This is a genomic window from Kineosporia sp. R_H_3, from assembly GCF_002198675.1.
GTDB lineage: Bacteria > Actinomycetota > Actinomycetes > Actinomycetales > Kineosporiaceae > R-H-3.
This window is the reverse complement of the sequence record NZ_MWLL01000147.1, coordinates 1-25,829: the sequence shown is the minus strand read 5'-3', so window position 1 is coordinate 25,829 and position 25,829 is coordinate 1. Positions and strand designations below refer to the sequence as shown.

The 25,829-nt window shown below is 74.4% G+C and carries 23 protein-coding genes; 10 read left to right on the top strand and 13 right to left on the bottom strand.

Annotated elements, in window-relative coordinates; translation table 11 throughout:
- Positions 1–18: 18 nt before the first annotated feature.
- Positions 19–789: a SigB/SigF/SigG family RNA polymerase sigma factor gene (locus tag ECOMGDLI_RS14930; protein WP_158221010.1), complete on the bottom strand. Its 771-nt coding sequence runs from the start codon at positions 787–789 to the stop codon at positions 19–21.
- Positions 790–897: 108 nt separating this feature from the next.
- Here ECOMGDLI_RS14930 and ECOMGDLI_RS14925 point away from each other — a divergent pair, with 108 nt between their 5' ends.
- The gene (locus tag ECOMGDLI_RS14925) at positions 898–1,845 is read left to right on the top strand and encodes a D-2-hydroxyacid dehydrogenase family protein (RefSeq protein ID WP_088317609.1); all 948 of its coding nucleotides are present in this window, start codon (positions 898–900) and stop codon (positions 1,843–1,845) included.
- A gap of 10 nt (positions 1,846–1,855) precedes the next feature.
- Here ECOMGDLI_RS14925 and ECOMGDLI_RS14920 read toward each other — a convergent pair whose 3' ends face one another.
- Entirely contained in the window at positions 1,856–2,644 is a 789-nt protein-coding gene (locus tag ECOMGDLI_RS14920; protein ID WP_088317608.1) for an enoyl-CoA hydratase-related protein, read from the bottom strand.
- Positions 2,645–2,698: 54 nt separating this feature from the next.
- Here ECOMGDLI_RS14920 and ECOMGDLI_RS14915 point away from each other — a divergent pair, with 54 nt between their 5' ends.
- Entirely contained in the window at positions 2,699–3,712 is a 1,014-nt protein-coding gene (locus ECOMGDLI_RS14915) for a LacI family DNA-binding transcriptional regulator (protein WP_198954876.1), read from the top strand.
- A 15-nt stretch (positions 3,713–3,727) separates the two neighbouring features.
- On the opposite strand, the gene ECOMGDLI_RS14910 is transcribed toward ECOMGDLI_RS14915, so the two are convergent.
- From ECOMGDLI_RS14910 to ECOMGDLI_RS14885, 6 genes are all read right to left on the bottom strand, one after another.
- Entirely contained in the window at positions 3,728–4,699 is a 972-nt protein-coding gene (locus ECOMGDLI_RS14910) for a nucleoside hydrolase (protein ID WP_198954875.1), read from the bottom strand.
- The gene (locus tag ECOMGDLI_RS14905) at positions 4,696–5,454 is read right to left on the bottom strand and encodes a glutamine amidotransferase (RefSeq protein ID WP_088317607.1); all 759 of its coding nucleotides are present in this window, start codon (positions 5,452–5,454) and stop codon (positions 4,696–4,698) included. Before ECOMGDLI_RS14905 ends, ECOMGDLI_RS14910 begins: the two co-directional genes overlap by 4 nt.
- Positions 5,455–5,535: 81 nt before the next feature.
- Positions 5,536–6,591 carry a phosphotriesterase gene (locus ECOMGDLI_RS14900; protein ID WP_088317606.1) on the bottom strand — a complete coding sequence of 352 codons (1,056 nt, stop codon included), beginning with the start codon at positions 6,589–6,591 and terminating at the stop codon, positions 5,536–5,538.
- The gene (locus ECOMGDLI_RS14895; RefSeq protein ID WP_088317605.1) at positions 6,588–7,583 is read right to left on the bottom strand and encodes an ABC transporter permease; all 996 of its coding nucleotides are present in this window, start codon (positions 7,581–7,583) and stop codon (positions 6,588–6,590) included. Before ECOMGDLI_RS14895 ends, ECOMGDLI_RS14900 begins: the two co-directional genes overlap by 4 nt.
- Positions 7,584–8,294 (bottom strand): sugar ABC transporter ATP-binding protein, encoded by a 711-nt coding sequence (locus tag ECOMGDLI_RS14890; RefSeq protein ID WP_088317620.1) that lies wholly within the window; start codon positions 8,292–8,294, stop codon positions 7,584–7,586.
- Between the two features lie 178 nt (positions 8,295–8,472).
- Complete coding sequence (locus ECOMGDLI_RS14885; RefSeq protein ID WP_088317604.1) at positions 8,473–9,459, bottom strand: substrate-binding domain-containing protein; 987 nt, start codon at positions 9,457–9,459, stop codon at positions 8,473–8,475.
- 265 nt (positions 9,460–9,724) lie between these two features.
- Here ECOMGDLI_RS14885 and ECOMGDLI_RS14880 point away from each other — a divergent pair, with 265 nt between their 5' ends.
- Positions 9,725–11,377 (top strand): methyl-accepting chemotaxis protein, encoded by a 1,653-nt coding sequence (locus tag ECOMGDLI_RS14880; protein ID WP_088317603.1) that lies wholly within the window; start codon positions 9,725–9,727, stop codon positions 11,375–11,377.
- Positions 11,378–11,383: 6 nt separating this feature from the next.
- On the opposite strand, the gene narI is transcribed toward ECOMGDLI_RS14880, so the two are convergent.
- From narI to ECOMGDLI_RS14860, 4 genes are read right to left on the bottom strand one after another with little or no spacing between them, the layout of a single operon-like run.
- Positions 11,384–12,118, bottom strand: coding sequence for a respiratory nitrate reductase subunit gamma (narI, locus tag ECOMGDLI_RS14875; protein WP_088317602.1), 735 nt, complete (start codon positions 12,116–12,118; stop codon positions 11,384–11,386).
- On the bottom strand, positions 12,115–12,882 hold the full coding sequence (gene narJ, locus ECOMGDLI_RS14870) for a nitrate reductase molybdenum cofactor assembly chaperone (protein ID WP_198954873.1): 768 nt from the start codon (positions 12,880–12,882) through the stop codon (positions 12,115–12,117). Before narJ ends, narI begins: the two co-directional genes overlap by 4 nt.
- Positions 12,879–14,522 (bottom strand): nitrate reductase subunit beta, encoded by a 1,644-nt coding sequence (gene narH, locus ECOMGDLI_RS14865; protein ID WP_088317601.1) that lies wholly within the window; start codon positions 14,520–14,522, stop codon positions 12,879–12,881. The genes narJ and narH overlap by 4 nt, the downstream gene beginning before the upstream one ends.
- A 1-nt stretch (position 14,523) precedes the next feature.
- Positions 14,524–18,309: a nitrate reductase subunit alpha gene (locus ECOMGDLI_RS14860; protein WP_198954872.1), complete on the bottom strand. Its 3,786-nt coding sequence runs from the start codon at positions 18,307–18,309 to the stop codon at positions 14,524–14,526.
- 146 nt (positions 18,310–18,455) lie between these two features.
- Between ECOMGDLI_RS14860 and ECOMGDLI_RS14855 the strand changes: the two genes are divergently transcribed.
- From ECOMGDLI_RS14855 to ECOMGDLI_RS14840, 4 genes are all read left to right on the top strand, one after another.
- Positions 18,456–19,841, top strand: a complete 1,386-nt coding sequence (locus tag ECOMGDLI_RS14855; RefSeq protein ID WP_198954871.1) for a nitrate/nitrite transporter — start codon at positions 18,456–18,458, stop codon at positions 19,839–19,841.
- Positions 19,838–21,205 (top strand): NarK/NasA family nitrate transporter, encoded by a 1,368-nt coding sequence (locus tag ECOMGDLI_RS14850; protein ID WP_198954870.1) that lies wholly within the window; start codon positions 19,838–19,840, stop codon positions 21,203–21,205. The genes ECOMGDLI_RS14855 and ECOMGDLI_RS14850 overlap by 4 nt, the downstream gene beginning before the upstream one ends.
- 82 nt (positions 21,206–21,287) lie before the next feature.
- Complete coding sequence (locus tag ECOMGDLI_RS14845; RefSeq protein ID WP_088281062.1) at positions 21,288–21,590, top strand: DUF2249 domain-containing protein; 303 nt, start codon at positions 21,288–21,290, stop codon at positions 21,588–21,590.
- Positions 21,591–21,644: 54 nt separating this feature from the next.
- Complete coding sequence (locus tag ECOMGDLI_RS14840; protein ID WP_088317600.1) at positions 21,645–23,153, top strand: GAF domain-containing sensor histidine kinase; 1,509 nt, start codon at positions 21,645–21,647, stop codon at positions 23,151–23,153.
- A 19-nt stretch (positions 23,154–23,172) separates the two neighbouring features.
- On the opposite strand, the gene ECOMGDLI_RS14835 is transcribed toward ECOMGDLI_RS14840, so the two are convergent.
- Positions 23,173–23,808, bottom strand: coding sequence for a response regulator transcription factor (locus tag ECOMGDLI_RS14835; RefSeq protein WP_088317599.1), 636 nt, complete (start codon positions 23,806–23,808; stop codon positions 23,173–23,175).
- A gap of 152 nt (positions 23,809–23,960) precedes the next feature.
- Between ECOMGDLI_RS14835 and ECOMGDLI_RS14830 the strand changes: the two genes are divergently transcribed.
- The 3 genes from ECOMGDLI_RS14830 to ECOMGDLI_RS14820 all read left to right on the top strand — a co-directional run.
- Positions 23,961–24,377: a pyridoxamine 5'-phosphate oxidase family protein gene (locus ECOMGDLI_RS14830; protein ID WP_088317598.1), complete on the top strand. Its 417-nt coding sequence runs from the start codon at positions 23,961–23,963 to the stop codon at positions 24,375–24,377.
- A complete protein-coding gene (locus ECOMGDLI_RS14825) occupies positions 24,374–25,168 on the top strand; it encodes a YwiC-like family protein (RefSeq protein WP_088317597.1) in 795 nt (264 codons plus the stop codon). Before ECOMGDLI_RS14830 ends, ECOMGDLI_RS14825 begins: the two co-directional genes overlap by 4 nt.
- A 56-nt stretch (positions 25,169–25,224) precedes the next feature.
- Positions 25,225–25,829, top strand: a 605-nt coding sequence (locus ECOMGDLI_RS14820; protein ID WP_198954869.1) for a wax ester/triacylglycerol synthase domain-containing protein, incomplete at its 3' end; no start/stop codon positions are given.

Sequence of the window (25,829 nt, the reverse complement as noted above, 5' to 3'; positions counted from 1 at the left end):
GCTCCCAGACCCCGCCGCCTACTCCGGCCCGCTCTGCTCCAGCTCGCGCCGGAGCTGCTCGTGGGTGCGGGTGAGGAGCCGGGAGACCTGCATCTGGGTCACGCCGACCTCCTGCGCGATCTGCTGCTGGGTGAAGTCGTGGAAGTAGCGCAGCGCGAGGATGCGGCGCTCCCGCGGGGCGACGGTCTCCAGCGCGTCGCGCAGGCTGACGATGTCCTCGACGAGGTCGTACTGCGGCTCCGCCGCCCCGACGGAGTCGGCGATGCTGACCTCCCCGTCCCCCGCGGTGACGGGGGCGTCGATCGACCGCAGGTGGTAGCTCTCGCCGCTCGCGAGGCACTCGGCGACCTCGTCGACGTCGACCTCGAGCCGGGCGGCGATCTCCGACATCCGGGGCGAGCGGCCGAGCTCCTGGGTCAGCTCCTCGCCGGTCCGGACGACGTCCGAGCGCAGCTCCTGGACCCGTCGCGGCGGGCGGATCTGCCAGCCGTGGTCGCGGAAGTGCCGCTTGACCTCGCCGGTGATCGTCGGCATCGCGTAGCCGACGAAGTCCTTGCCGCGGCGCGCGTCGAAGCCCTGGGTGGCCTTGACGAGCCCGAGGCACGCGACCTGGACGAGCTCGTCGAACGCCTCGCCGCGGTTGCGGAACCGGCGCGCGACGCTCGTCGCCATCGGCATGCACCGCTCGGCGAGCTCGCGCCGCAGCGCGACGTCCTGCGCCGGGTCGTCGTTCTCGGCGATCCGCGCCACGAGGGCGCGGACCGCAGGGTCGTCCCCGGTGTCAGCCACGCGGTCATGAGAGCAAGCATCGCCAAGATCGCATCTTCCGTCGGCCCGCGCCGGCCCACCGTCGGCCTGCGGCGGCCCGTGCCATCCTCGGTCCATGGTGGAGCCGACGTGCGCGTGACGGTCCTGGACGACCTCGAGCAGGTCGCGCTCGACGCGGCCGACTGGTCCCGGCTCGGGCCGGACGTCGAGGTGGTGGCCCTGGCCGAGCACCTCGGCCCGGACGACCTCGTCGCCGCGCTCGCGGGCAGCGAGGTCGTCGTGTGCATGCGGGAGCGGACGCCGTTCCCGCGCGACCTCGTCGAGCGGCTGCCGGACCTGCGGCTGCTCGTGACGACCGGGGCCCGCAACGCGGCGCTCGACCTCGCGGCCTGCGCGGACGCGGGCGTGACGGTCTGCGGCACCGCCGGCGGGTCGCCGTCCGTCGTCGAGCACGCGTGGGCGCTCATCCTCGCCGTCGCGCGGGACGTGGTCGGGCGGGCCGTCTCGATGCGCGCGGGTGGCTGGGCGCCGGTCCCCGGCACCGACCTCGCCGGCCGGACGCTCGGCCTGGTCGGGCTGGGCCGTACCGGCACCCGGATGGCGGCGATCGGCCGGGCCTTCGGGATGGACGTCGTCGCCTGGAGCAAGAACCTCACCCCGGAGCGGGCCGAGGCGGCGGGTGCCCGGCTCGTCGGCAGGGCGGACCTGTTCGGCGGCAGCGACGTCGTCTCGCTGCACGTCGTCCTCTCGGAGCGCACGCGCAGGCTCGTCGGAGCGCCCGAGCTGGCGCTCATGCGGCCGACGGCGTTCCTCGTCAACACCAGCCGCGGTCCCGTCGTCGACGAGGAGGCGCTCGTCCGGGCCTGCCGCGAGCGCCGGATCGCCGGGGCCGCGCTCGACGTGTTCGACGTGGAGCCGCTGCCCGCGGGGCACCCGCTGCGCACACTGGACAACGTCGTGCTGTCCCCGCACCAGGGCTACGTCACCCGGGACACCTTCCGCACCTGGTACGCCGACGTCGTCGAGGACGTCGCGGCCTGGCGGGCCGGCGCACCCGTCCGGGTGCTCGGCGGCTGACGCGGGGAGGCTACGGGCGGTCCCGGACCGTGCTCGGGAACACCGGGCGGCGCTTCTCGACGAACGCGGCCAGCCCCTCGGCGGCGTCCGGCTCACCGGCCCGGGCGGCGATCGACAGCGACTCGCGGCGCATCGCCGTCTCCGGCGACCCGGCCACGGCGTCGCGGACGAGCCGCTTGGCGGCGGCCTGGGCGGCCGCGGGCCCGGCGAGCAGCTGGGCGACGACCGCCTCGGCGCCGGCGGCCAGCTCGTCGTCCGGGAACACCTTCGCGACGAGCCCGGCGGCGTGCGCCTCCGCAGCGCTCCAGCGCGGGTTGAGCAGCGCGAGGTGCAGCGCCCGGTGCAGCCCGACGGTGGCCGGCAGCAGCGTGCTCCCGCCGTCGGGGCTGAACCCGATCCGGGTGTAGGCGAGCGTGAAGGCCGCCGACTCCCCCGCGAGCACCAGGTCGGCCGCCGCCGCGAGCGGCACCCCGGCCCCGGCCGCGATGCCCTGGACGACGCTGACGACGATCGCGTCGCTGCGCTGCAGGTCGGTCACCGCCCGGTGCAGGTCCTCGGCGAGGTCCTCGACGAGCGGCGGCAGGTCGGCGGCCGCCGCGAACGCCTTGACGTCGCCGCCGACGCTGAAGGCCGTGCCGCGGGCCGAGAGCAGCACGACGCGGGCGCCGTCCTGCCGGGCCCGGCGGACCGCCGCGAGCAGCTCGGCGCCGAGCGCCGCGGACAGGGCGTTGCCGTGCTCCGGGTCGGCGAGCGTGATGCGCGCGAGCCCGTCCGCGAACGCGTAGTCGACGAGGGTCACCGGGCCACCCTAGGGCGCCCCGTATGGTGGTGCCGGTCGAGCAGAGGCGGGCAGGTGGGTCGGACGGACGCGGTGCGCGGGCGCCTGAGCATCCATGACGTCGCCGCCGAGGCCGGGGTCTCCGTCGCCACCGTCTCCCGGGTGCTCAGCGGCGCGCGGTCGGTCCGGGAGGACTCCGCGGCGGCCGTGCTCGCGGCGGTGGAGAAGCTCGGCTACCGGCCCAACCAGGTCGGCCGGGCGCTGCGCCGGCAGCAGACCCAGGTCGTCGGGATGGTCGTGCCCCGGGTCAACAACCCCTTCTTCCCGAGCATCGTCCAGGCCTGCGAGGAGGACCTGCGGGCGCGCGGCTACGCGTTGCTGCTCAGCACCTCGGACGACGACCCCGAGGTCGAGCGGCAGCGCCTCGAGATGCTCGTCGACCGGCAGGTCGACGGCCTGCTCGTGAGCCCGTGCCGCTGGGCCGACAGCGGCCCCGCGGTCGCCGCGGCGCAGCGGCTCGTCCCGCTCGTCGAGCTCGACCGGGGCACCGACGGCTTCGGCGGCGACTTCGTCGCCGTCGACGACGACGGCGGCATCGGCCAGGTCGTCGACCACCTGCGCGCGGGCGGCCGGGACCGGCTCGCGTTCGTCGGCAGCGACGAGGACAACTTCTCCGGCAAGGCCCGGCACGAGGCGTTCGTCCGGCGGGCCGGGCGGGTGCCCCGCGGGCACGTGCTGCTCGGGACGTTCTCCGAGGCCTGGGGCTACGAGGCGGGTCTTCGCGTGCTGCGCGGCGCGCCCCGCCCCGACGCGGTCGTCTGCGCCAACGACCTCATCGCCATCGGCGTCCTGCGGGCGGCCGAGGAGCTCGGGCTGTCGGTGCCCGGCGACGTCGCGGTGAGCGGCTACGACGACATCGACATGGCCCGGGTCTGCAAGCCGTCGCTGACGACGGTCCGGCAGCCCGTCGCCGAGCTCACGAGGACGGCGATCGACCTGCTGCTCGCACGGATGGCGGACCGCGGCCGGCCCGCGACGCGCCGGCTGCTCGGGACGGCGCTCGTCGTCCGGGAGTCGACGGCCGGCTGACCCGCCGGCCCCGGGTCAGCCGCCGAGCCGGTCGACCGCGTCGAGCACGAGGTCCCAGAAACCCTCGGCGTCGAGCGTCATCGCGACCCGGGCGTTGGGCGCGTCCGGGTAGCGGTGGTGCAGGTCGACGACGGTCGTGCCGCGGGTCCACCGGCCCTCGAGCTCGACGGCGACGAAGGCGTCGCGCCACGTGAGCAGCCCGGGCCGCACGAGCGCGGCGATCGTGCACGGGTCGTGCACCGGCGGCGCCTCGAACTCCCACAGCGCGCGGTACGAGGAGCCGAAGAACCCCATCCACTCCGCGCAGGTCCGCCCCACCGCGGTGTCGAGCGCGAGCATGCGCGCGACGACCTCCGGGGTGGCGAGCGCCTGGTGCGTGAGGTTGAGCCCGACCATCCGGACCGGCAGCCCGCTGCGCAGGACGACGTCGAGCGCCTCGGGGTCGGCGAACGTGTTGAACTCGGCGGTCGGGGTGTGGTTGCCGCGCTCCGTCGAACCGCCCATGAAGATCACCTCGGCGATCGAGGAGGCGATCTCCGGGTGCTCCGTGAGCAGCGTCGCGACGTTCGTGATCGGGCCGGTCGCGACGACGGTGACGGGCCGGTCCGCCGACGAGACGGCCTCGGCGAGAACGGCGACCGCGCCCTCGGGCCGGGCCGCGAAGGCGGGCTCGGGCATCGCCGGGCCGTCGAGGCCGCTCACGCCGTGGACGTAGTTGCCGAGCGCAGCCTCGCCGCGCAGCGGCCCGGCCGCCCCGGCGCCGACCGGCACGTCGTGGGCCCCGACGAGCGTGAGCACCCGCAGTGCGTTGCGGGTGGCGTCCTCGACCGAGCAGTTCCCGAAGGTCGTCGTCACGGCCCGCAGGTCGACCGCCGGCGACGCGACGGCGAGCAGGATCGCGACGGCGTCGTCGTGCCCGGGGTCGCAGTCGAGCACCACCGGGACCGGCGCCGCGTCGTCCGGCGGCACGCCGTCCGGCGCCGTCACGACGCCACCGGGGCCGCACCGAGCCAGCGGAGCATCGCGCCGACGACGGGCGCGAAGCCCGGCCAGCCGAGGAACTCCGTCGGGCACCAGTGCGGCCCGATGTCCGAGGTCCACACGAGGCTGCGACCGGCACCGACCTCGCGGGTCGCGACGAGGACGTCGCCGCCGACCGTGGCCACGACCCGGGCGTCGGGGGTCGCGGTGACGTGGTTGTAGCCGAGCAGCTCCGGGGCGCCGTCCGGCCAGACCGCGCCGATCTCGTGGCCGGCGTCGACGAGGGCGACCGGGGCGCCCTGCGGGGACTCGACCCGGTCGTCGCAGTCGAGCATCGTCACGGGCAGCACGTCGGCGAGCGGGCTGCGTGCGAAGTTCGCGCGCGCCTGGAAGCCCTGGAAGCTCAGGTAGCCGCCGGCCATCATGAGCCCACCGCCCGCGCGCACCCAGTCGGCGAGCGCCACGAGGGCGTTGCCGGACCGTTGCCCGCCCACCCAGGTCTGCGGCGGCAGCAGGAAGCTGTTGGCGCCGATGTCGGACAGGATCACGACGTCGTAGCCGGCCAGCGCCTCGACGGTCCGGGGGAACTTCGCCGGGACGTCGTGGCCGTACATCTGCTCGACCTCGACGCCCTGGGCCGCCGCGGCCGCGATGAACGCGTCGGCGCCGGTCTCGAAGGTCACGCTGCTGAAGCTGTCGAACCCCTTGTAGTGCGTGGCGTGCGAGATCCAGGACTCCCCGGCCAGCAGGACGCGTGCCATGTGTGTGACTCCTTCTGTCGTGCGGCTGGTTCTGTCGTGCGGCTGGTTCCGTCGTGCGGGCGGTTCCGTCGTGCAGCCCGGTCAGGCTCTCGTGAGCAGGGTGCGGGGGTTCGTGACGAGCAGCCGGTCGACGGCGTCGTCGTCCCAGCCGTGCCGCCGCAGGCGGGGCACGAAGTACTGCAGCACGTGCGCGTACCCCGGGCCGCCGTGCCGACGCAGGAGCGACTTGAGGAAGACGTCCTGCGAGACGAGCAGCCCGTCGAGGTGGCCCCGGTCGGCGAGCCGGGTCAGCCACCGGGCGTTCTCCTCGTCGCTCGGGCACTGCACGCCCTGGTCGGCGTAGAAGACCTCCATGCCGATCATGTCGTACTGCACCCGGGCCCCGCGGGCGAGGAGCCGCTCCTGGTAGGCGAGGTCGTCGCCGGAGGGGCCGAGGTGGCACAGGACGACGCGGGCCGGGTCGACGCCCGCGGCCTCGACGACGTCGAGGACGTCCTCCCCCAGCCGGAACCAGGCGGGCAGGTGGACCTCGAGCGCGAGCCCGGTCGAGCGCACGACGGCGCACGCGGCCTGCAGGCTCGCCCGCTCCGCGGGCGTGAAGTCGGCGCCGACGCCGATCTCGCCGACGATCCCGGGCCGGATCCCGCCGACGCCGGACTCGACGTCGGCCAGGACGATCTCGGCGAGGGCCTGCGGCGGCAGGCCCCGGACGTCGTCCGGCTGGGCGCCGTCGAGGTAGAACCCCGTCCCCGCGACCACGTGCACGCCGGTGCGCCGGCTCACCTCGCGCAGCCCCTCGAGGTCGCGACCGATGCCGAGCCCGGTCGCCTCGACGATCGTGCCGCCGCCGAGGTCGGCGAACCGCTGCACCTCGGCGACCGCGACCTCGACGTCGTCGAGGCGGCAGTTGTCGAGGTTCGCGAAGGGGTCCTGGCGCAGGTCCCAGAGGATGTCCTCGCTGACGGGCCGGTGCGCGAGGTCCTCGGGGTCCCAGCCGGGCGAGGAGGTCCGGTGCGCCCACGACGTGACGTCGTTGAGGATGTGCTCGTGGGTCAGCGTCACCCCGAGCGCGTCGACGGGGACCGGCCCGAGCACGGTCTCCACCGTCGGCACCGACGCCGCACCAGGCGCCGTCACGACCTGCTCCGGCGCAGGATCCGGCCGAACAGCCGGCTGTTGGCGAAGATCGCGCCGACGAGGATGACGCCCTGCACGATCGGCACCCAGTAGACGTCGACCCGCAGCAGCACCAGCCCGTTGCTGATGACGCCGAGCGTCACGGCCCCGAGGGCCGACCCGACGACGGACCCGCGACCCCCCATGAGGCTCGTGCCGCCGAGGACGACCGCGGTGATGACCTCGAGCTCGAACGCGGTGCCGGAGTTCGACGACCCGCTCGCGAGCCGGGTCGCCGTGACGACCCCGGCGAGCGCCGCGAACACCCCGGTGAGGACGAGCACCATGAGCTGCATCCGGCGGATGTCGACGCCGGAGCGGCGCAGCGACTCGGCGTTCGACCCGACGGCGACGACGTAGCGGCCGAACCGGGTCTGGGTGAACACGTACCAGCCGGCGACGACCGTGCCGAGCGCGATCCACGTCGGCGTGTAGATGCCGAGGAGCTGCCCCTGCCCGAGCGGCAGCAGCACCGGGGACGTGATCGGGGTGCTGTAGCCCTGGGTGACGAGCAGCGCGACACCGCGGACGGCGGTCAGCGCGGCGAGGGTGATGATGAACGACTGGAGCCGGCCGTAGGCGGCGAACAGGCCGTTGACGACGCCGACGAGGGCACCGATCGCGAGCGCGGACAGCAGCGCCACCAACGGGTTGCCGTCCTTGGCGAGCAGCGCGAGCACCGCCGCCGTGAGCCCGACGACGGAGCCGACCGACAGGTCGATCTGGCCGGTCGTGATGACGAACGTCATCGCCGTGGCGACGATGACCGTCGGCGCGACCTGGCGCAGGACGTTGACGAGGTTCTCGGTCGTCATGAAGGCGTCGGTCCGCACCGAGAAGAAGAGGACGAGGACGGCGAGCACGACCCCGATGGACAGCACCGGGAAGTTCTTCGCGACGAACGTCGCACGGGTCGCGCGCCGGTCGGCGGCGGGGGCGGTCGTGGCGGACATCTAGCGTCCCATCATCGCGGTGACGAGGCCGGACAGGTCGATCGCGCCGGGGGCGACGTCGCGGTGGACGACCCCCTCGTAGAGCACGACGAACCGGTCGGCGACCTCGAAGAGGTCCTGGAGGCGGTGAGTGATGAGGACGACGCTCACGCCGCGGGCGGACACCTCGCGGATGAGCCCGAGCACGGTCTCGACCTCGCGGGCGGCGAGCGCCGCCGTCGGCTCGTCGAGCACGAGGACCTTGGGGTCGAACGTCACGGCCCGGGCGATCGCCACCGCCTGGCGCTGGCCGCCGGACATCGTCGCGACCTCCTGCCGGGTGTCGGGGACCCGGATGTGGAGCCGCTCGAGGTGCTCGGCCGCCTCGGTGTGCATCCGGCGGTGGTCCAGGCGGCGGTTCCAGCGGTGGTAGCTCTCGCGGCCGAGGAAGAGGTTCGCGGCGACGTCGAGGTCGTTGCACAGCGCGAGGTCCTGGTAGACCATCTCGATCCCGTGCGCGCGGGCGGCCCGCGGCCCGGCGCCGGTGACCTGCTCGCCGTCGATCGCGATCCGCCCGGAGTCGGGGGTGTCGGCCCCGCTGAGCATCTTCATGAGCGTCGACTTGCCGGCCCCGTTGTCCCCGACGAGCCCGACGACCTGCCCGGCGGGGACGCTGAGCGTCACCCCGCGCAGCACGTCGAGCGCGCCGAAGCGCTTGCGGATGTCGGTCATCTCGATGCGGGGCGGCGGCTCGGTGCGGGGCGGCGCGGTCACGCTTCAGCCTTCCATGAGGACCGGGCGGTGACCGGGTCCCGGCCGCGGGGCGTGCGGCCGGGACCCGGGGCTCACCGGTGGGGCTGGTCGTGCGGACGGCCCGTGGGGCCGTCGGTCAGGCGGTCGATCAGGTCCGTCAGGGGAAGATCGCCCGGTACGGCTCGACGTTCTCCTTGGTGACGATCGTGATCGGGACGTCGATGAAGCCCTTGGGCGCGGCACCGCCGAGGATCGCCTTGAGCTCCTTGACGGCCTCCTCGCCCTCCTTCTTCGGGTCCTGCTGGACGACCGCCGTCACGAGGCCGGAGTCGACGGCGGCGATGACCTCCTTGGTGAGGTCCCAGCCGACGATCTTCGTCTTGCCGGTCGGCTTGAGCGCCGCTGCGGCACCGACGGTCGCCGGCTCGCCGGTCGTGTAGACGACGTCGAGGTCCTTCTGCGCCGTCACGAGGTTCTGGGCCGCGGCCGCGGCCTTCTCCTGGACGTTGTCGCCGCTGACGCTCTGGGTGTACTTCGCGCCCGCGGCGTCCATGACCTTGCGGAAGGCGTCCTCGCGCTGGTTCTGGATGAAGGAGTTCTTCGCGTCGACGACGCCGTACGTCTTGTCCTTGGCCAGGCCCTTGTCGACCATCCACTGGCCGATCTGCTCGCCCGCCTTGGAGTTGTCGACGCCGACGAAGGTCTCGACGCTGCCGTCCTCGAGCTTGGCGTCGATGGCGACGACCTTGATGCCCTTGTCGCGCGCGGCCTTCACCGCGGGCAGCACCCCGTTGACGTCGATCGCGACGACGACGATCGCCGTGAGGTTCTGCGTCACGAAGCTCTCGATGTCGCTGTTCTGCTTGGCCGAGTCGTTGTTGGCGTTGGCGATCGTCAGCTCGCAGCCGACCTCCTTCGCCGCGGCCGTCGCGCCCTCGTTCATCTGCGTGAAGAAGACGGCCGTCTGGTTGATCTGGGACATCCCGATCGTGCACGGAGCGGCCGCCGCGGACGACGAGGCGCTGCCCGCGGCCGTCGTCGAGCTCGTCGAGGCCGTGCTGTTACCGGTGCTGCAGCCGGTGAGGGCCAGTGCCGTGGTGACCCCCAGGAGCACCGCCGTCCGGGTCGTGGTCGCGACGTTCATCGTGACTCCCTCTCGCTTGGTAAACGATTACCATTGCTGCAGGAAGGTAGCGAACGCCGCACCTCCGGCGCGATGCGCACCGGGTCACGAGTGCGTAACTGTTCGTCCGGCGAACCCAACACCTGAACTGCATGATCGGAATGCCAGGTGTGACGTCCTCCTTCAGGCCCGCCCGGACCGGGCCGATACGTCACGAAGTCCGCGGCCAGGGTCGGTGCGTCGACGTCCGTCACCCGTGCGTCTCCCGAGGCATCTGCGAGGACCCATGTCGCACCCACCGGCCCCTGCCCCGTCCACGACCGGGCCCGGCACGCCGCCCCGCCGCGCGGCCACCGTGCTCACGCGCTTCGCGGACCTGCGCGTCGGCGCGAAGATCGGCCTGCTCGTCGGCGTCTGCCTGACCTTCATGCTCGGGCAGGGCGTCGAGGACCTCTACCGCCTCGACCGGCTCGCGGCGGACAGCGAGGCGCTCTACGCCACGCAGGCGCAGGGTCTCGCCGACCTCGGCACCGCCCGGTCGTCGGTCAACCGGATGCGGCAGCGGGTCCTGCTGCACGTCCTCGCGGCTCCCGCGGACAAGCCGCGCCGGCAGGCACAGATCGCGGAGCTCGACGCGGGCTACGACGCGGCCGTCGCATCGTTGCGACCGCGGGACGCCGTCCCCGACGCCGAGCTCGACGCGTGGGTCCGCGCGGTCGCCGACTACCGGGCCTACCGCGACCGGACCATCCTGCCCGCGAGCCGGGACCAGGTCTCCGGTGCGGAGCTCGCGACCGTCCTCGCGAACTGCGACCGGCTCTTCGCACCCGTCGAGCAGGGCGGTCTCACGCTCAACGCGAGCCTCGTCGCGAGCGCCGCGGCCGAGGCCGGCCGCGCCCGGGACGACGCCCGCACGACCCGCGCGCTGACGGTCGGCCTGCTCCTGCTCGGGCTGCTCCTCGGCGGCGGGCTCGCGGTCGTCGTGAGCCGGCTCGTCGTCCGTCCGCTCGCCGAGGTGCGCCGCGTCCTCGACCGGGTCGCCGACGGCGACCTCACGCAGGAGGCGCGGGTGTGGAGCCGCGACGAGCCCGGACGGATGGCCGAGGCGCTCCGCCGCGCGCTGGGGGCGATCCGGCACACGGTCGGCGCGACCGCGGCGAGCGCGCAGACCCTCGCCGCCGCGAGCGAGCAGCTGTCCGCGAGCAGCGCGGACATCGCCTCGGCCGCGCAGCGCACGGCGACCTCGTCGCAGGCCGCCCGCGAGGAGGTCGACGGGATCGCCGGCAACGTCCGCTCCGTGGCGGCGGCCGCCGAGCAGATGAGCGTGAGCATCCAGGAGATCGCTCGCAACGCCGGTGACGCCACCGGGGTCGCGGCACGTGCGGTCGCGGACGCCGCCCGCTCCAACGAGGCGATCGCGCGGCTGGGGACGTCGAGCCGCGCGATCGGCGACGTCGTCAAGGTCATCAACTCGATCGCCGAGCAGACGAACCTGCTCGCGCTCAACGCGACCATCGAGGCCGCCCGCGCGGGCGAGGCGGGCAAGGGCTTCGCCGTCGTCGCCGACGAGGTCAAGCAGCTCGCCCGGGAGACCGCGCGCGCGACCGGCGGGATCGTCGGGCAGGTGCAGGCGATCCAGGAGGACGTCGCGACCGCCGTCACCGCGATCGGCGGGATCACGAGCGTCATCGACGAGATCAGCAGCTACCAGTCCATCATCGCCGCGGCTGTCGAGGAGCAGACGGCGACGACGCAGCAGATGACCGGTGACGTGACCGCCGCCGCGGACCGCTCCGACACCGTGCGCGCCGGCATCGGCGAGGTCACCCTGGCCGCCGATCGGACGACGGCCGGTGTGGCGCAGACCCGGCAGGCGGCCGACGAGCTCGCCCGGATGAGCGCCGAGCTGCAGGAGCTCGTGGAGCGGTTCACGACGTGACCGCGCTCAGCTGCCGACCTTCTCCCAGCCCCGGCGCTCCTCGCGGGACGACCGCTGCGAGACGTCCCGCGAGCGGTACACGATGTACGGCCGGCCGAGGTAGCCCAGCGGCACCGAGAGCACGTGGACGAGCCGGGTGAAGGGCCACAGCGCGAACAGGAGCATCGCGACGACGGCGTGCGCCTGGAAGGTGAACGGGGCCTCGGCCATGAGCTCGCCCCGCGGGTGCAGCCAGAACACCCCGCGGAACCACACGGCGACGCTCTCCCGGTAGTCGTACGGGCCGCCGAGCAGGTTGCCGTGGACCGTGTTCGCCACCCCGAGGACGACGACGGCGCCGAGCACGACGTAGAGCAGCTTGTCGGTGCGGGTCGTGGCCCGGAAGACCCGCCGCACGCTGCGCCGGCGGACCACGAGGAGCACGAGGCCGACGAGGGTCATGAGGCCCGCGACGGTCCCGGCGCTCACCGCGGTCACGTGGTAGACGTGCTCGCTGATCCCGACGGCCGCCGTCCACGACGCCGGGACGACGAGCCCGATGACGTGGCCGCCGAGCGCCATGAGGATCCCGAGGTGGAACAGCGGCGACCCGAGCCGGAGCAGCCTGCTCTCGTAGATCTGCGACGAGCGCGTCGTCCAGCCGAACTGGTCGTAGCGGTAGCGCCACACGTGCCCGACGACGAAGACGGCGAGCGCCACGTACGGCAGGACGACCCACAGCAGGGTCTCGGTGCTGGTCACCGGTGGTCTCCTCGGTGGCTCGTCGGGGTGCTGCGGAACGGGGCGGTCCACGACGGGAGGCCGACGGTCTCGGTCGGCGGCCCGGCCGCCGCGAGGTCGGCGGCGGCCTCCGCCTCGGCGCGGGCCTGCGCCGGGGTGAGCGGCGGCAGCAGCGCGAGGACGGCCGCGACGCCGTCCGCGTACGGCGACCGCCGCGCGAGCAGCGCCTCCCGCAGGAGCACGAGGCCCTTGCGGTGCTCGACGAGCAGCCGGACGGCGACGTCCTCGTCACCGACGGCCGCGAGCTCGAGGACGACGGGCAGGTGGTCGGGCAGCTCGCCGCCCGCCGGCTCGGCGCCGCACGCCGCCAGCGATGCCTTGATCCGCCAGAGCGCGGCGCCGCGGCGCCGGGTGTCGCCGTGCAGGTAGTACGTCAGGTGCAGCGAGCAGCGCCGCCGGGTGTCGATCGTCGCGACGTAGTGCTCCTGCGCCGCCAGGGGTTCCGTGGCCCGCAGCGCGGTGACGAGCCGGCCCAGCGGTGCGCCGACCGCGGGGTCGAGCCGCGGCCCGACGGCGGCCACCGCGTCGCCGACGGACGCCAGCGCGCCGTGCACGGCGTCGTCCGGGTACCCGAGCAGGACGGCGAGCGCGGCCCAGGCGACCGCCCGCGGGCCGGTCGCCGGGCGCAGCCCGGCGGGGTCGGGCAGCACGGGCGGCTCGTGGCCGTCCATCGGGTGCGCGGGCGGCCCGTCGGTGCGCAGCAGCGGCAGCAGCGGGTGGCTCACGGCTCCACCGCCGGGTCGATGTCGGTGTACCGCTCGGCGGTCGCCCGCGCCTTCGTCAGGTGGAACGACTCGATGGACACCGGCACCGGCTCCCCCGGCCTGCGCTGCGGCGCGGCCCCGTTGCCGCCCGGGTCGCCGATCGAGCAGCCGGGCAGCTCCTCGAGGCCGAGGTGCGCCGCCGCGTCCACCGCACCGCCGCCCTCGACGTGCGCGAGCGGGATGACGTAGCGCTCGTCGTACTTGGCGATCGCGAGCAGCCGGTACATCCGGCGGATCGCGTCCTGCGTCATCCCGACCCGCTCGGCGATCGCGGCACGCTTGTGCTCCAGCGCCTCCCGCGCCCCGGGGGCGGTCTCGACGAAGTCGCCCCGCATGTACGCCCGCATCGCGGCGAGCTTGGCGAGCACGCCCTGGACGAGCTCGACGTCACCGGCGGCGAGCACCTCGGCCAGGTACTCCGCGGGGATCCGCATCTCCCCCACCGCGGCGAACAGGACGTCCGGGTGCTCGGCGTCCAGGCCGGCGTCGGCGAGCGCGTCGACCATCGGCGACAGCGGCGGGACGTACCAGACCATGGGCAGCGTCCGGTACTCCGGGTGCAGCGGCAGCGCGACCCGGAAGTCCTTGACGAGCGCGTGGACCGGCGACCGCTGCGCGGCCTCGACCCAGTCGCGCGGGATGCCGTCCCGGGCCGCGGCGGCGACGACCTCCGGGTCGTGCGGGTCGAGGAGCAGGTCCATCTGGGCCTCGTATAGGTCCTGCGGGTCCGGGGTCGCCGCGGCCGCGGCGACCTTGTCGGCGTCGTAGAGCAGCACCCCGAGGTAGCGCAGCCGGCCGACGCACGTCTCCGAGCACACCGTCGGCAGCCCGACCTCCAGCCGCGGGTAGCACAGCGTGCACTTCTCCGCCTTGCCGGTGCGGTGGTTGAAGTACACCTTCTTGTAGGGGCAGTTCGACACGCACATCCGCCAGCCGCGGCAGCGGTCCTGGTCGACGAGGACGATGCCGTCCTCGGAGCGCTTGTACATCGCCCCGCTCGGGCACGCCGCGACGCAGGACGGGTTGAGGCAGTGCTCGCAGATCCGCGGCAGGTAGAACATGAAGGTCTTCTCGAACTCCATGCGGATCCGCTTCTCCAGCGGCTGGGTCTCCTCGAGCTTCTGGACGACCGGGTCGGACGGCCCGTGCTCCGGCGCGCCGCCGAGGTCGTCGTCCCAGTTCGAGCCCCACTCGATCTTCATCGGACGGCCGGTGACGAGCGACTGCGGGCGGGCGACCGGGGTGTGCTCCTGCGCCGGGGCGGACAGGAGCATGTCGTAGTCGTACGTCCAGGGCTCGTAGTAGTCGTCGAGGGTCGGCATCTGCGGGTTGCCGAAGATCGAGAGCAGCCGCTTGAGCCGGCCGCCGCTCTTCAGCTGCAGGCGGCCGCGCCGGTCGAGGGTCCAGCCGCCCTTCCAGCGCTCCTGGTCCTGCCAGCGCCGCGGGTAGCCCTGGCCGGGCCGGGTCTCGACGTTGTTGAACCACACGTACTCGACGCCGGCGCGGTTGGTCCACGCCTGCTTGCAGGTCACCGAGCACGTGTGGCACCCGATGCACTTGTCGAGGTTCATGACCATCGCGGTCTGGGCCATGACCCGCATGTCAGTACTCCACGTCCTGGGAGCGGCGGCGGACGACGGTGATCTCGTCACGCTGGTTGCCGGTGGGCCCGTAGTAGTTGAAGCCGTAGGACAGCTGCGCGTACCCGCCGATGAGGTGGGTCGGCTTGATGAGCAGCCGGGTCAGCGAGTTGTGGATGCCGCCGCGCTTGCCGGAGACCTCGCTGCGCGGGACGTCCACGGTGCGATCCTTGGCGTGGTACATGTACACGGTGCCCTCGGGCATCCGGTGCGAGACGCAGGCGCGGGCGACGACGACGCCGTTGCGGTTGACCGCCTCGACCCACTCGTTGTCCTTGACGCCGATCGTCGCGGCGTCCTGCGCGCTCATCCAGATCTCCGGGCCGCCCCGGGACAGGCTGAGCATGAAGAGGTTGTCCTGGTACTCGGAGTGGATCGACCACTTCGAGTGCGGCGTGAGGTACCGGACCGTCACCTGGGCGTGGCCGTTCGCGTCGGCCGCGTCGAGCGCCGGGTCGCCGAAGAGCCGGTGCATGTTGAGCGGCGGCCGGTACGTCGGCAGCTGCTCGCCGAGCTCGGCCATCCACGCGTGGTCGAGGAAGAAGTGCTGCCGCCCGGTGAGGGTGTGCCAGGGCTTCTTCCGCTCGACGTTGACGGTGAACGGCGAGTACCGGCGGCCGCCGTGCTCGGAGCCGGACCACTCGTGCGAGGTGATGACCGGCACCGGGCGGGACTGGGTGTCCGCGAACGTGACCCGCTTGCCCTCGTGGTCCTCGGCGAGGTCCGCGAGCCGGCGGCCGGTGCGGGCCTCGAGCCAGCGGAAGCCCTCGGTCGCGATCCGGCCGTTCGTCGTGCCGGACAGCGCGAGGATCGCCTCGCAGGCCATCGCGGCGGTCGCGAGCGACGGCCGGTCGGCGAACCGCTCCGGGGCCCGGACGCCGTCCGGCACCCGGGCCGGGCCGTTGACCCGGCGCAGCAGCCCGACCTCCTCGACCGGCCTGACCGGGATGCCCTTGACGACGGTGCCGAGGGTCTCGACGTTCGGGCCGAGCGCGGTCATCATCGCGCCGACGGCGCCGTAGTCGCGCTCCACGGCGACGATCGACGGCATCGTCACGCCGGGGACCGGCTCGCACTCGCCGCGGGACCAGTCGCGGACCAGGCCGTGCGGCTGCGCGGTCTCCCCCGGCGAGTCGTGCTGGAGCGGGACGGCGACGACGTCCGTCCGGACGCCGAGCCGCGGCCCGGCGAGCCGCGAGAACTCGTGCGCGAGCGAGGTGAACGTGTCGTAGTCGCTGCGGGTCTCCCAGGGCGGCGCGATCGCCGGGGTGAACGCGTGGACGAACGGGTGCATGTCCGTGCTCGACAGGTCGTGCTTCTCGTACCAGGTCGCGGCCGGGAGCAGGACGTCGCTGAACAGGCCGGTGCTCGTCATCCGGAAGTCCAGGCTCACGAGCAGGTCGAGCTTGCCCTCGGCCGCCTCGTCGCGCCACGTCACCTCGACCGGACGACGCTCCGGCGGTGACTCCTGCGCGCGCAGGGACGCGTCGGTGCCGAGCAGGTGCTTGAGGAAGTACTCGTTGCCCTTGGACGACGAGCCGAGCAGGTTGGCCCGCCACACGGTGAGCACCCGGGGGAAGTTCTCCGGGGCGCCCGGGTCCTCGCAGGCGAACCGCAGCCGGCGCTCGCGCAGCTCGCGGACGACGTAGTCCGCGGCCGGGACCCCTTCCGCCGCAGCGGCGTCCGCGATCCCGAGCGGGTTGCGGTCGAAGGTCGGGTAGCTCGGCAGCCAGCCCATCCGGGTCGCCTGGACGAGGGTGTCGGCGAGCGCCCGGCCCTCGAACAGACCCGTCCCGAGCGGGGACGCGAGCTCGTCGGCGCCGAAGCCGTCGTAGCGCCACTGCTCGGTCGCGAGGTACCAGAACGCCGTCCCGGCCATCTGCCGGGGCGGGCGCACCCAGTCGAGCGCGAACGCGAGCTGGGCCCAGCCGGTGTACGGCCGGCACTTCTCCTGCCCGACGTAGTGCGCCCAGCCGCCGCCGTTGACGCCCTGGCAGCCGGTGAGGCTCGTCAGGGTGAGGATCGCCCGGTAGATCGTGTCGGAGTGGAACCAGTGGTTCGTGCCCGCGCCGAGCAGGATCATCGAGCGGCCGTTCGTCTCCTCGGCGTTCGCCGCGAACTCGCGGCCGATCCGGGCGACGGTCGCCGCCGGGACGCCGGTGACCTCCTCCTGCCACGCCGGGGTGTACGGCTGCGGGTCGTCGTAGCCGGTGGGCCACTCCCCCGGCAGGTCACCGCGGCGGACGCCGAACTGTGCGAAGAGCAGGTCCAAGACGGTCGTCACGAGGCGACCCGCGACCCGGGTCGCGGGCACCCCGCGGCGCAGCACGGCGCCGCCCTCGCGGGGCTGCTCGCTGTGCCCGCCGCGGCTGGGGTCGAGGTCGAAGCGCGGCAGGTCGACGGCGACGTGCTCGACGCCCGCGCGGTCGAGCAGCGAGAGCACCGGGTCGACCCCCTCGAGGTCGAGGTTCCAGCGGCCTCTGCCCGACTCGGTGTGCCGGAAGCCCAGCGACCCGTTGGGCACGAACGGCTCCCCGGTCGCGGCGTCGAGACCGACGGTCTTCCAGTCCCCGCCCTCCGCCTGCCCGGAGCCTGCGCCCCCGCCGTCGAGGTCGGACGCCGTGAGGAACCGGCCCGGCACGTACGCGCCGTCCCGCTCCTCGAGCGTGAGGAGGAAGGGCAGGTCGGTGTACTGCTTGACGTAGTCGACGAAGTACGGCACCTGCCGCTGCACGAAGAACTCGGTGAGGACGACGTGCGCCATCGCCATCGCGAGCGCGCCGTCGGTGCCGGGGTGCGCGGGCAGCCACTCGTCGGCGAACTTCGTGTTGTCCGCGTAGTCCGGGCTGACCGTGACGATCTTCGTGCCCTTGTAGCGCACCTCGGCCATGAAGTGCGCGTCCGGGGTGCGGGTCACGGGCACGTTGGAGCCCCACATGACGAGGTAGCCGGCGTTCCACCAGTCGGCCGACTCGGGGACGTCGGTCTGGTCACCGAAGACCTGCGGGCTCGCGATCGGCAGGTCGGCGTACCAGTCGTAGAAGGAGAGCATCGTGCCGCCGAGCAGGCTCGTGTAGCGCGCCCCGGACGCGTGGCTCGCCATGCTCATCGCGGGGATCGGCGAGAAGCCGGCGACCCGGTCCGGGCCCCACCGCTCGATCGTGTGCACCTGCGCGGCGGCGACGATCTCGAGCGCCTCGGCCCACGTCGCGCGGACGAGACCGCCCTTGCCGCGGGCCTTCTTGTACCGCGCGGCGACCTGCGGGTCGTCGACGAGCGACGCCCAGGCGGCGACCGGGTCCCCGCCGTGCGCGGCCTTCGCGGCCCGGTACAACTCGAGGAGCACGCCCCGGACGTACGGGTAGCGGACCCGGGTCGGCGAGTACGTGTACCAGGAGAAGGCGGCACCGCGCGGGCAGCCGCGGGGCTCGTACTCCGGGGAGTCCGCGCCGACCGACGGGTAGTCGGTCTGCTGGGTCTCCCACGTGATGATGCCGTCCTTGACGTACACCTTCCACGAGCAGGAGCCCGTGCAGTTCACCCCGTGCGTGGACCGGACGACCTTGTCGTGGCTCCAGCGGTCCCGGTAGAAGGTGTCGCCGGACCGGCCGCCGACGAGGTGCAGGCTGCGCAGGTCGTCGGAGACCGTCGTGGGCTTGAGGCTGCGCCGGGCCCGCAGGACACCGGCGACGAGCTGGTCCTCCAGCCCGGCGGCGGGCGCGGCGGGGCGGACGTCATGAGGGGGCACGGTCCCCAGCCAACGGCCGACCGCCGTCCGGGCACGAGGGACCTTCTCCCCCACCTGCCGGGACCATCGACGCGGGGACCTTGTGCTCCCCGGGACAGGGCGATGGCCGCTGATCTTCCGGGCCGCGGACGGCGAGAGTCGGTGCCGTGACCACTCTCGACGTCGCCGACCGGCCCGCGCCGCCGCACGGCCCGGCCGCCGCCGGCCCGGGCCGGGCCCGGGTCCTCACCCTGTCCACCGCGGGCTTCACGCTCATGTTCGCGGTCTGGCTCATGTTCGGGATCCTCGGCATCCCGATCCGCACCGAGTTCGGGCTCACCGACGTGCAGCTGTCGTGGGTCACGAGCGTCGCGATCCTCAACGGCTCGATCTGGCGGCTGCTCACCGGCATCGCCGCCGACCGCTGGGGCGGACGGCGGGTGCTCACCGTGATGCTCGCGTCGACCGCGGTGCCCTGCGTGCTCGTCGCGAACGCCCGCAGCTACGGCGCGCTGCTCGTGGCCGCCTTCCTCGTCGGGTTCGCCGGCAACGCGTTCTCGGTCGGCATCTCCTGGAACAGCGCCTGGTGGCCGCGCGAGCGGCAGGGCCTCGCGCTCGGGGTGTTCGGCGCGGGCAACGTCGGCGCCTCCGTCACGAAGTTCATCGGCCCGGCGCTCATCGCGGCGGTCCCGGCGGCGGGCTACGCGGGCGGGCTGGTCCCGGGCGGCTGGCGCTTCGTGCCGATGCTCTACGCGGCCCTGCTCGTCGTCGCGGCCGCCGCGACCTGGTGGCTCGCGCCGCGTCCCGACCGCCGCCCCGGCCACGGCCGCGCCCTGCGCGAGCAGCTGCGGCCGCTGCGCTCGGTGCGGGTCTGGCGGTTCAGCCTCTACTACGTCGTCGTCTTCGGCGCCTACGTCGCGCTGTCGGCCTGGCTGCCGAAGTACTACGTCGACGTGTACGACGTCCCGCTCTACGAGGCCGCGCTGCTCACGGCCCTGTTCATCTTCCCCGCGTCGCTGCTGCGCCCGGTCGGCGGGCACCTGTCGGACCGGTTCGGCGCGCGGCGGGTCATGTACGCGACGTTCGTGGTCATGCTCGCCGCCAGCGGGACGCTCATGATGCCGTACGGGCACGTCACCGTCGTGCTCGCGAACGGCGCGCAGCGCGACGTCCTGCCGTGGTACCCCGGCGTCGTCGGCTTCACGGTGCTCGTCGTCGTCCTCGGGGTCGCGATGGGCGTCGGCAAGGCCGCCGTCTACAAGCACATCCCCGAGTACTTCCCGGACGACGTCGGCGCCGTCGGCGGCCTCGTCGGGATGCTCGGCGGCCTCGGCGGGTTCTTCCTCCCGCCGGTCTTCGCCTACGCCCAGCGCTGGTCCGGCGCGCCGCAGAGCACGTTCGGCGTCCTCTTCCTCGTGACCGCCGCCGCGGCGCTGTGGATGCACGTCACCGTGCACCGGATGCTCCACGCGGGCAGCCCGCACCTCGCCGACTCCTTCGAGCACGCCAGCGACACCCCTGGCGTCCGCACCCCCCGAGAGGCCCTCACATGACAGCGCCCACCGCGGACCGGTCGACCACCGCCCGCTTCACGACCCGCCCCCGCCTGGCCGGCGACGACTGGATCACCGACTGGGACCCCGAGGACCCGCAGCGGTGGAGCCCGCGCCTGGCCTGGACGACGCTCGCCGTCTCGACCTACTGCCTCAACCTCGCGTTCGTCGCGTGGTTCCTCGTGAGTGCGATCGCCCCGCGGCTCAATGCCATCGGCTTCGACCTCGACAAGGGCCAGCTCTACTGGCTCACGGCGATGCCGGGCCTGGCGGGCGGTCTGCTCCGCATCGGCTGGATGTTCCTGCCGCCGCTGCTCGGCACCCGCAAGCTCGTCACGCTGTCGACGGCGCTGCTCGCGATCCCGCTCGCCGGGTGGGGCTGGGCGGTCCGGGACCCCGGGACGCCCTACGCGATGCTCCTGCTGCTCTCCTTCGCCTGCGGGGTCGGCGGCGGCGTCTTCTCCGGCTTCATGCCGAGCACGTCGTACTTCTTCCCGCGGGCCAAGCAGGGCACGGCGCTGGGCATCCAGGCCGGCGTCGGCAACTTCGGCGTGAGCGTCGTGCAGTTCCTCGTGCCGTGGGTGGTCGGCTTCTCGCTCTTCGGCACCTCCGCGCTCGCGCCCGAGGTGAGCCGCGACCTCAAGACCGGCGAGACCGGCACGATGTGGCTGCACAACGCCGGCATCGTCTTCCTGCCGTGGGTCGCGCTCGGCGTCGTGCTCGCCTGGACCGTGCTGCGCAGCGTGCCGGTGCAGGCGAACCTGCGCCAGCAGCTCGACATCTTCACCGAGAAGCACACCTGGCTCATGACGGCGCTCTACATCATGACCTTCGGGGTGTTCTCCGGCTTCGCGGCGCAGTTCGGCCTGCTCATCAAGAACCTCTACGGCGGCTTCCCGGACGCGCCGGACCCGCTCGCCTTCGCCTTCCTCGGCCCGCTCGTCGGCTCCGCGGCACGGGTCGCCTGGGGCCCGCTCTGCGACCGGTTCGGCGGCGCCCGGTGGACCGTCGTCTCCGGCGTCGGGATGGCCGCGAGCACCGCGTTCACCACGCTGTGGCTCACGCCGTCCGGCCGCGGGGAGTTCACCTGGTTCCTCACCGGCATGCTCCTGCTCTTCTTCTTCGCCGGCGTCGGCAACGCCTCGACCTTCAAGCAGATGCCGATGATCTTCGAGCGGCGGCAGGCCGGCGGCGTCATCGGCTGGACCGGGGCCGTCGCCGCCTTCGGGCCGTTCATCGTCGGGGTCGCCCTGTCGGTCATCAGCCCGACGACCTTCTTCGTCGCCTGCACCGTCTACTTCGTCGCCTGCGTCGCGATCGCCTGGCACTACTACGCCCGGCCCGGCGCCGAGCGGCCGAGCTGACGCGTCCTCCCGACCCGCACCGCCCGCGCGCACCAGCACCCAACCCGTACCCGCACGACCACCACGACCCGAGAGGCCCGTCATGAGCGACGCCACCCCGATCCCCCTGTCCGAGTCGCGCGGCTGCGGGTGCAGCACCCCCGCGACCGGTGTCCCGGAGCTCGACGCCCGGCTGCTGCCGCGCGCCGTCCGGCACGCCGCCGTGCTCGGCGCGTTCGACGCCGTGCCGGCGGGCGGGGCCCTCGACCTCGTGACGCCGCACCGGCCGACCCCGCTGCTCCGGCAGATCGCGGCGAAGCTCGACGGGCAGGTCAGCGTCGTCGAGCTCGAGCACGGCGCCGACGAGTGGCGGGGGCGGATCACCCGCGAGGCGGTCGCCGGCTGACCCGTCGGACCGCGGGCCCGGTGATCTCACCGCAACCCTGCGTAGCATCGCCCCGTGGCCAGTGACGACCCCCGGCGGGTCCGCGCCCTGCTCGACGCCGTCATCGCGGTCGGTGAGGGCCTGGACCTCGACGAGGTGCTCGACCGGATCGCCTCGACGGCCTGCGAGCTGACCGGCGCCCGGTACGGCGCGCTCGGCGTCCAGGACGACGAGGGGCGCGTCGTCGGGTTCCACAGCCACGGGATGGACCACGCGCTCGACGCGGAGCAGCGGGCGGCGCTGGGCGGGCGGCCCAGCGGGAGCGGCCTGCCGGGGCTGCTCCTGCGCGACGACGCCGAGCCGCTGCGGCTGAGCAACCTCGCCGAGCACCCGCGGTTCGTCGGGTTCCCGGACCCGCACCCCCGGATGACGGCGTTCCTCGGCGTCCCGCTGCGGGTCGCGGGGTCGACCTTCGGCAACCTCTACGTCGCCGACCCGCCGACCGGCGACTTCACCGCGGACGACGAGGAGGCGCTCCAGGCGCTGGCCTCGGCGGCCGGTGTGGCCGTCGGCAACGCCCGGCTCTACCGGGCCGCCCGCCGCCGGCAGACGTGGTGGGAGGCGGCGAGCCAGGCCGTCCAGGCGGTCGTCGACGCCGGGCCGGCCGGCCTGCCCGCCGCCCTCGACGCGGTCGCCGGGATCGCCGCGGCCGCGGCGGAGGCGGACGAGGCGGTGGTCCGGCTCGGCACCGACACGGAGCGCGCCCCCGACGCCGCCCCCGCCGAGGCCGGTGCTCCCGGTGGTGCCGCTCCCGGCGACGCCGTCCGGCTCGAGCTCCCGCTCGCCGTCGGCGCCCAGCCGATCGGCACGATGACCCTCACCTGGCACGAGGGCCCCGGCCCGGACCACGAGGACACGCTCCTCGCCCGTACGTTCGGCGAGCGGGTCGCCCTCGCCGTCGAGGCCTCCCGGGCGGCGTCGGACCGCGAGGCGCTCGCCGTCCTGCAGGACCGCGACCGGATCGCCCAGGACCTGCACGACCTCGTCATCCAGCGACTGTTCGCCGTGGGCCTGTCGCTGCAGGCCGCGGGCAACGTCGCCCGGGTCCCCGAGGTGGCCCGGCGGCTCGCGCGCGCCGTCGACGACCTCGACGACACGATCAAGGACGTCCGGCGGACGATCTTCCAGCTCCACGGCACGGCCGTCCGCTCCCCGCTGCGCGACGAGCTCGAGGAGCTCGTCGCGACGGCCCGCGCCGACCTCGGGGTCGCCGTCCGGCTCGTCGTCGAGGGCCCGATCCTCGCCGTCCCCGACGACCTCGCACCCGAGGTGCTCGCGGTCGCGCGCGAGGCGCTGTCGAACGTCGCCAAGCACGCGCACGCCCATCGGGTCGAGGTGTCGCTGCGGATCGGCCGCTCCCTGGAGCTCACTGTCACCGACGACGGCGACGGGACGCCGCCCGGCGGGCGGCGCAGCGGCCTGGCGAACCTCGAGGAGCGCGCGACCCGGCACGGCGGGACGTTCCGGCTGCGGTCGGAACCGGGCACCGGGACGACGCTGCTGTGGAGCGTTCCGCGACGCTGACCCCGTGCCGGCCGGCGGGTCAGCCGCCCCGGCGCTCGACCTCGAAGACGGCCGCCTGCGTGCGGCGCTCGAGCCCCAGCTTGCCGAGGATGCTCGACACGTAGTTCTTCACGGTCTTCTCGGCGAGGAACAGGCTCTCGGCGATCTCGCGGTTGCTCCGGCCGTCCCCGATGAGCGCGAGGATGCGGCGCTCCTGGTCGCTGAGCCCGGCGAGCCGGGGGTCGGCCGCGGTGCCGCCGGTGCGCAGCCGTTCCAGGACTGTGGCCGTGACGGCCGGGTCGAGCAGCGACTGGCCGGCCGCGACCCGGCGGACGGCGTCCACGAGCCCGGACGCGCGGACCTCCTTGAGCAGGTAGCCGGCCGCCCCGGCCATGATCGCGGCGAAGAGCGCGTCGTCGTCCTCGTAGCTCGTGAGGATCAGGGCCTTGATCGACGGGTCGACGCTGCGGACGTCCCGGCACACGTCGACGCCGGAGCCGTCCTCGAGCCGGGCGTCGAGGATCGCGACGTCGGGCCGCAGGGCCGGGATCCGCCGGGTCGCCTGCGCCGCCGAGCCGGACTCGCCGACGACCTCGATGTCGGGCTCGCCGGACAGCAGCTCGCTGATCCCGCGCCGGACGATCTCGTGGTCGTCGAGGACGAACACCCGGATCACGGCGCCCCCCGGAGCCGGGCCGTCCGTCGCTGCGCCGTCCATGGCCGCGATGCTACGCAGCCCCGCCCCGGGCGCCGACCCGGGACCTCGGTCCGTCCGGGCAGGACATTGCTCCCTGTCCGCCCGAGCGGCGCCCCCGAGATGCTCGACAGGTGACAGCACGCCCCCTGAGCGCCGAGGACTGCCGGCGCCTGCTCGGCGAGGCGGTCGTGGGCCGGGTCGCGTTCACCGACCGGGCCCTGCCGGCCATCGCCGCCGTGCCGTGCCGGCTCACCCCGGCCGGGGACCTGCTCCTCACCGTGCCGGGCGGCTCCCGGCTCGCGGGCGCGATGCACGACGCCGTCGTCGCGTTCCAGGTCGACGACCTCGACCAGGGCTGGACGGTCACCGTCGTCGGCGAGGTCCACGACGTCGAGCCGGCACCGGCCGACCGCACCGACCGCACCGACCGCACCGACCGCAGCACCGGCCCGCAGGCCGGTCCGGACGACGACACCGTGGTCGTCGCGCTGAGCATCGACGTCCTCCACGGCCAGGCCACCGGGCCGCTGCGGCAGGCCCTGCGATGACCACGGCCCTGATCCGCCCGGGCCGCGGCGTCCCCGACCCGCGGCCCCGGCGGGCACCGGCCGGCGGCCGCCGGACCGGCCGCTGGGTGCCGCCCCAGCACGGCGCCTGGGCGATGCTCCTGCTGCCCTTCGCCGCGGGCCTGCTGCCGGCCTGGGGCGGTCGCCCGGTCTGCTGGCACGTGCCTCTGCTCGTCGCCTGGCTCGCGGCGTACCTGTTCTCCTACTTCGCCTTCCTCGCCGTGAAGACCGGCCGCACCGGCCGGGTCCGCCCGCAGCTGCTGGTCTACGGCACGGCGGCCGCCGCCACCGGTCTGCCCGTCGTCGTCGCCCGGCCCGCGGTCCTGGTCGTCGCCCCGGCGTTCGTCGCGCTGCTGGCGGTCAACGTCGTCGCCGCGCGCCGCCGCCGCGACCGGGCGCTCACCGCGGGCCTGGCGTCCGCCGTCCAGGCCTGCCTCGTCACCCCCGTCGTCGTCCTCGTCGCGGAGCGGCCGGTGACGCCGGTGCTCGGCGCCGCGACCGCCGTCCTGCTCTACCTCGCCGGCACCGTCGTCCACGTCAAGGCGATGATCCGCGAACGGCGCAGCAGCGCGTACGCCCGCGCGGACGTCGGGTACCACGTGGCCGCGCTCGTGCCGGCGGCGCTGCTGTCCGTGTGGCTCGCCGTCCCGTTCGCGGTCTTCGCGCTGCGGGCCCGGCTGCTCACCCGGCGCCGCACCTCGGTGGCGCTCGTCGGTGCCGTCGAGCTCGGCTGCTCGGTGCTGCTGCTCGCCGCGCTCGCGCTGCCGCACTGACCGGGGCGGGACCGTCGACCCGGTCCGGGGTGCGGCCGTCCGCGCAGACTGAGGACGTGACCGCCGAGCCGGACGACGTCCCCCGCGTGCACCGCCTCACCGGCGCCGACCTCATGCAGTGGCAGTCCGACGTCGGCCCCGTCCCGCAGCACGTCGCCGCCGTCCTCCTGCTCGACGGGCCGCGGCCGCCCGCCGGAGCGCTCGTCGCGGTGCTGCGGGACCGGCTCGGTGCGGTCCCCGCGCTCGGCCGGCGGCCGGTCCGGGCGCCCCTCGGCTGCGGCGGCTGGTACTGGGCGGACGACGACCGCGACCCGGCGGCGCACGTCGGGGTCGAGCGGGTGCCCGGCGACGACGTCCACGACGTCCTCGACGCCGCGACCCGCTGCCTGCTGGAGCGGCTGCCCGCCGGCCGTTCGCCGTGGCGGGCCCGGGTCCTCGTCGGCCCGGACGGCGCCCCCGTGGCGCTCGTCGTCGTCCTCCACCACGTGCTCGCCGACGGGGTGACCGGGCTCGCGCTCCTCGGGACGCTCGTCGACGGGCCGCACCCGACGACCGCGCCCGCGCGGCCGGTGCCCGTCCCGCCGGGCCGGGCCGCGCTCGTCCGCGAGGCCTGGGCCCGGCGGCTGCGCGCGCCGGGCCGGCTCCCGTCGCTGCTGCGCGC